This window comes from Vibrio sp. V39_P1S14PM300, assembly GCF_009904765.1.
Taxonomy (GTDB): domain Bacteria; phylum Pseudomonadota; class Gammaproteobacteria; order Enterobacterales; family Vibrionaceae; genus Vibrio; species Vibrio proteolyticus.
The window spans coordinates 1-2280 of record NZ_WXWP01000100.1 but is presented as its reverse complement, the minus strand read 5'-3'; the positions used below and the strand labels follow the sequence as shown (position 1 = coordinate 2280).

General features: G+C 51.4%; 3 protein-coding genes. 2 read left to right on the top strand and 1 reads right to left on the bottom strand.

Features of this window, described 5'->3' with window-relative positions; genetic code table 11:
• Window positions 1-89: 89 nt before the first annotated feature.
• Window positions 90-746, bottom strand: a complete 657-nt coding sequence (locus tag CAG65_RS04785; protein WP_161452540.1) for a cupin domain-containing protein — start codon at window positions 744-746, stop codon at window positions 90-92.
• Window positions 747-851: 105 nt separating this feature from the next.
• Here CAG65_RS04785 and CAG65_RS04780 point away from each other — a divergent pair, with 105 nt between their 5' ends.
• Together CAG65_RS04780 and CAG65_RS22035 are read left to right on the top strand one after the other, a co-directional pair.
• On the top strand, window positions 852-1778 hold the full coding sequence (locus tag CAG65_RS04780; protein ID WP_021707459.1) for a Gfo/Idh/MocA family protein: 927 nt from the start codon (window positions 852-854) through the stop codon (window positions 1776-1778).
• A gap of 149 nt (window positions 1779-1927) precedes the next feature.
• Complete coding sequence (locus tag CAG65_RS22035; protein ID WP_021707460.1) at window positions 1928-2104, top strand: hypothetical protein; 177 nt, start codon at window positions 1928-1930, stop codon at window positions 2102-2104.
• Window positions 2105-2280: the final 176 nt, after the last annotated feature.

The following is a 2280-nucleotide window of genomic DNA, read 5'->3' as shown; positions in this document are numbered from 1 at the left end:
CCGCACAGGTAAGCTGTCCAACGAAGTGAGAGCGGCCCATCGATGTCAGGCATGTTTTTGTGGTCATAACGGGTGCGGAGCATGCGGCATCAGCGCGGGGCAAGGTGACCGGTTTTGCACCAGATGACGGTTTCCTGTTTGACGAACAGATGGTGCGCGTTGCCTTGTGGATTGCGAATCCAACAACCTGACGGGTATGCCCCGAATTCATCGTTTAACGTACCGCTCAGCACCAGGATTTCTTCACCACCGCCATTGGCCGGACACCATTGCTCGCCCGCATTCAGCTTGAGCAATCGAACGTGTTCATCGCCGAACTCATGCAGTGATCGCTCCTGAATCCCCTCTGAATTGGTTTGCCAGGGGACGTTGTTGGTCGCGATACGCACCTCCGACAGATCGTCTTGACTGAACTGATTGAGTTTGACCAGAATTACACAGCCTTCCTGACTAAATGGGGCGTGTTGGCTACCGGGGGGATTGCGCAGATAACTGCCGGCCGGATAATCACCGTGTTCATCGGAAAACACACCTTTAAGCACCAGAATTTCTTCCCCTAAGGGGTGTGGATGGGGACGAAATGTGCAGCCAGGATCGTAGCGCACCACACTCGTTGTGTGGCCGGATTCCCGGGCCTCGCGCTCCAGTGGTTTACGCCACACTCCGGGTGCTGGACTGGACTGCCAGATCTGTTGTGCCGTGTGGATGACCACTCGCTGCGAAAAATCCATATTGAGATGATTCATGCTGCCTTACCCCGTTGCGGATTATGTTAAGGTTATCTCATATCGGATGGGGCTGCCGCAATTCTGCGCAGACAACGCCACCGCACAGGCAGTGAAAGGATCAGCATGAAAATAGGAATCATCGGTCTGGGCGATATTGCCCAGAAAGCATATCTACCCGTCATGGCGCAGTTAGAAGGGATCGAATTGGTGTTTTGCACCCGCAACCTCAAGACTCTGACCCAACTGGCGCAGCGCTATAGGGTAAACGAATATTGTCAGGATTATCGGACGTTGCTTAACATGCAAGTGGATGCAGTAATGATCCATGCCGCGACTCAGGTGCACGTTGAAATCGCCGCATTTTTCCTCGAACAGGGCATTCCAACGTTCGTGGATAAGCCGCTCGCAGACAGTGCAGAGGAGGTGGAGTCGCTCTATCAACTGGCCGGAAAAGTTAACCAGCCATTGTATGTCGGTTTTAACCGCCGTCACATTCCGTTGTTCAATCAACATGTGCCCGAACTGGGGCATCACCAGTGCGGTGAGCTGCTGGCGTTGCGCTGGGAAAAACACCGCCATGCGCAGCCAGGCGATGTGCGCACGTTCATTTTCGACGATTTTATTCATCCGCTCGACAGCGTCAATCTCGACGCCAGAGACGGCCTTGAAGATGTTCACATTACCTGGCAAAAGCAGGGCCATCAGCTTGGGCGCCTTGATGTGCAATGGCAAGCGGGGGAGACATTACTGCACGCTTCGATGAATCGTCAGTTCGGTATGACCACTGAAACGGTCTCGGCCGATTACCTCAATCGCGGTGTACGCTTTGATTCGTTCGTTGCAGGCAGAGACTGGCGTCAGGGGCAGGAATGCAGGTTGATGTTGCCGGATTGGACGCCGATGCTAACCAGTAAGGGCTTCGAAGCGATGATTCACGACTGGATCAGGGTGGTGGAACAAGGGCGTTTGCCTCATAAGGTGGCCGAACGTAATGTGGCCAGCCATCGGTTAGCGGACGCAGTATGCCGGAAAATAGAACAATTGTTTTAACTGAGATAAGAAAAAATAATACGCAATCATGTGCTTATTGTGGTGGCCGGAGTTTTGTGCTCTGGTTGCGCCGTGGTTTGATGAATCTTCACTATACTTTCACTGTGAACAGTGAGTAGACCAGTGGTTAGAGGACCTGAGGAGGCAACATGGAACTGCGGAATAAAACGGGTGAAGTTACTCATCTGGCAGACAATCTGACGCTAAAAGAAGTTAAAGAGATGGGATTTACCATCGACTTGTGCGATGAGTCTTACGATCCGAATGAACATTGGCAGGCGAAAGCCGATCGTTCACGCCAGCAAAGGCAATACCCTGACGAATAAACACGTAGCATAAACCGAGTCTCTTAGGCTCGGTTTTTTGTTGCCTCTCATACGTAACTCTCATTCCGTGTACTCCACCCTCCTCCATGTCTGTTGGCTCTTGATGCGAATAACGCCATTTTTTATTTTGTTATTGCCTTTAAATACATTTTTGTTAATAACGTTGTTGTTTGAGA